2 protein-coding genes are annotated in these 3352 nt (G+C 73.8%); one reads left to right on the top strand and one right to left on the bottom strand.

Features of this window, described 5'->3' with window-relative positions; translation table 11 throughout:
* Positions 1-215, bottom strand: a 215-nt coding sequence (locus tag VF697_RS10835) for an FAD-dependent oxidoreductase (protein ID WP_331093979.1), incomplete at its 3' end; no start/stop codon positions are given.
* Positions 216-552: 337 nt separating this feature from the next.
* Between VF697_RS10835 and VF697_RS10830 the strand changes: the two genes are divergently transcribed.
* A partial coding sequence (locus VF697_RS10830; protein WP_331093977.1) for a protein kinase domain-containing protein occupies positions 553-3352 on the top strand: 2800 nt, incomplete at its 3' end.

Genomic DNA, 3352 nt, shown 5'->3' with positions numbered 1-3352 from the left:
CCCACCAGCGTCCAGAGCGGCTGGTAGTAGTGGTGCCGGCTCGGCTCCAGCACCGCCACGTCCTTCTGCCCCGCGTGCGCCAGGCGCGCCGCCACGCTGATGCCCGCCGTGCCTCCTCCGATGATGAGGACCCGGTGTCGCTCGGTGCTCGGGGCCCGGGCCACCGGCTCCCTCGGGGGTTGTGCGCGGACGTGCTGACTCATCGCTTCGCTCATCTCGACCTCCCGCCCCGTGGGGCAGTCCAGGGCTCACGAAACCACCAGGGCCCTCATTCTCCTCGGGAGCGCCCCTCGCGCGGGGCGAGGGCTCCACGGACCGCGTGGCACGGTGTCCGCTGCCGGGCACCCCCCTGGCACCCCAGGGCCCCGCACCGTCCGGAATGTTTCACGGCGCTTCCACCGCGAGCGGCGGCCTTGCTGGGGAGTGCACGGGCCCCGGCCCTCCCTCGTCTGGCGGCACGGTTGGTCCGTCACGCGTCTCGTTCATAACTTCCAGGGGAAGTCGCTCCTTTCCTGAAGCCACGCGGCCCAGGGAGAGGACCGGGGGCACGCCATGAGCGGGGACGGCGAGGACCAGGGCGCACAGGGAGTCGAGCAGGGGAGCTCCCCCTCGGGTGGCTCCCGTGGCTCGGGTGGCTCCCAGGACTCCGAGAGCTCCGACTTCAGCGACCCCGTCCTGAGGAAGGTGCTCGAGGCGGACAGCCTGCCCCGGCATCCCGTGGCTGGAGAGCGACTGGGCGGGCAGGACGGCCAGCGGTACAGGATTGTCGCCCCCATGGGCAGCGGGGGCACGGCCCAGGTCTTCCGCGCGTGGGACGAGGTGCTGCATCGCGAGGTGGCGCTCAAGCTCCTCCTGCCCCGCGTGGGCTTCGTCGAGGAGGCCCTGCGCGAGGCGCGCGCCATCGCCCAGCTCGACCACGTGAACATCGTCCGCGTCTTCGACGAGTCCGAGTGGCGCGCCACGCCCGGGGCGCCGGGCATCCCCTTCCTGGTGATGGAGTGTCTGGAGGGCGAGTCGCTCTCCGTGCGCCTCAAGCGCGAGCGCCTGGAGGTGCGCTGCGCCCTGGACATCCTGGACGGCATCGCCGCGGGCCTGGTGCACGCGCACGAGCGCCACGTCATCCACCGCGACCTCAAGCCCCGCAACGTCTTCCTCACCTGGGAAGGCACGGTGAAGCTGCTCGACTTCGGCCTGTCCCACTTCACCACCACCACCCCCGTGCCGCACCTGCCCACCGGGGGGACTCCGGCCTATATGGCGCCCGAGCAATGGCGGGGCGAGCCCCAGGACGCGCGCACCGACATCTGGGCCGCGGGCGTCGTGCTCTACGAGATGCTCGTGGGCACGGTGCCCTGGCCCAAGGTCACCTTCGCGCAGCTGCGCGAGCGGGTGACGTCCCAGGAGCCCATGCCCTCGGTGCGCGCGCGCCGGCCCGAGGTGCCTCGGGAGCTGGAGGCGCTGCTGGCCACCGCCCTGGACAAGGACCCGGCGCGGCGCTTCCGCACGGCCCTGGAGCTGCGCGAGGAGCTGCGCGAGGTGCGCGGGCGGCTCTTCGGCCCGGCGCGCGAGGGCCGCCGGCCCACCGCCGCGCCCCAGCGCCGGCAGGTGACGCTGGTGTCGTGCCTGCTCACGGGGCTCGGCCGCTTCGGCGAGCCGCTCGACGTGGAGGACCAGGGCGAGCTGGAGCTGGCCTTCCACGAGACGTGCGCCGAGGCCATCGAGCAGCACGGCGGCGCCGTGCCCCTGTCCCTGGCCGGCGAGGTGCTGGCGTGCTTCGGCTTTCCCCAGGTGCGCGAGGACGACTCGGAGCGCGCGGTGCGCGCCGGGCTGCGGCTGGCCCGGGACTTCACCGAGGCCCTCCAGCGCCGCGTGCCCCACCTGCCCCTGTCCGGGGTGGCCGTGAAGGTGGGCATCCACACCGACACCGTGGCCCTGGACGAGCGCGCGCCGGGGCCTCGGGGCGGAGGGCTCGTCATCCAGGGCGAGGCCCCCAAGGTGGCCGCGTGGCTCGCCGGGCAGGCCGCGCCCGGGCATGTGGTGCTCGGGGACGCCACGTGGCACATGGTGCGCGAGGCCTTCGAGACGCAGGTGCTCGGGCAGCGCCAGTTCGAGGGCCTGTCGGGCCTCTGGCGCCATGACGTCCACCTCGTGCTGCGCGAGCGCGAGGCCAGTGAGCGCTTCGACTGGGCCCTGGCCACCCGGGGCCTGCTGCCGCTGGTGGGGCGCGAGCGCGAGCTGCGGCGGCTCGAAGAGCTGTGGGAGCTGGCCCGGCAGGGGCAGGGCGGCTTCGTCCTCGTGTGCGGCGAGGCCGGCATCGGCAAGTCCCGCCTCCTCTTGGAGCTGTACGCGCGCGTCCCCCCGGAGTCCGCCATCCGCGTGCGCTTCCAGTGCTGGTCCCGCCTCAGCACCACCGCCCTGCACCCCTTCCTCCAGCTCCTCCAGGAGCTCTTCCAGCTGCCCCCGGGCCGCTCCACGCACGAGCTCCTCCAGGCCCTGCTGGAGCAGCTGGAGCGCATGGGGCTGTCCGAGGAGCAGGCGCAGCTGCTCCACCTGTTGATGCGGCTGCCCGTCCACGAGGACTCCCCGGTGCGCCTGCTCACCCCCGAGCGGCGCAAGGAGATGGCCCTCCAGGCCATGGTGGACATGGTGCCGCACCTGTCCCGGGAGCGCCCGGTGCTCGCCGTCGTGGAGGATCTGCACCAGGCCGACTCCACCGAGCTGGAGTTCCTCCGCCTCCTGCTGGAGCGTGTCGAGCACTCCCGCATCCTCGTGCTCCTCAGCACGCGCACCGAGGTGCCTCCGTCCTGGCCCCGCCGCGCCTGGCTCCAGCGGCTGACGCTGGAGCGACTGCCGGCGGAGCAGGCCGCGGTGCTCGTGCGCGAGGCGGCCCGGGGGCGGGAGCTGTCCGAGGAGACGGTGCGCAAGCTGGTGCGGCGCACGGAGGGCATTCCCCTCTTCATCGGGGAGATGACGCGCATGGTGCTGGAGCACGCGGCCGCCTCCTTCAGCGAGCTGATGCCCAGCTCCATCCCCGTCACCCTGCGCGAGCTGCTGCTGGCGAGGCTCGATCGGCTCCCGTCCCGGCAGCGGGCCCTGGTGCAGCTGTGCGCCATGGTGGGGCGCGACTTCACGCGGGCCCTGGTGGTGGCGCTCACCGGGCGCGACGAGGCCGCCCTGGACCGGGACCTGGAGGGGCTGGTGGAGGCGGGCTTCCTCCAGGAGCAGCGCGAGGCGGGAGCGCCCGCCTTCCAGTTCCAGCACGCGCTCATCCAGGAGGTGGCCTGCCAGTCCCTGTCGCGCGGCACGCGGCGGCAGTACCACCGCCACATCGCCCGGGTGCTGGCCGAGCGCT

The organism is Archangium sp., from assembly GCF_036388035.1.
Classification (GTDB): Bacteria; Myxococcota; Myxococcia; order Myxococcales; family Myxococcaceae; genus Archangium.
The sequence above is the reverse complement of the archived record's forward strand: the minus strand, read 5'-3'. Positions and strand labels throughout refer to the sequence as shown.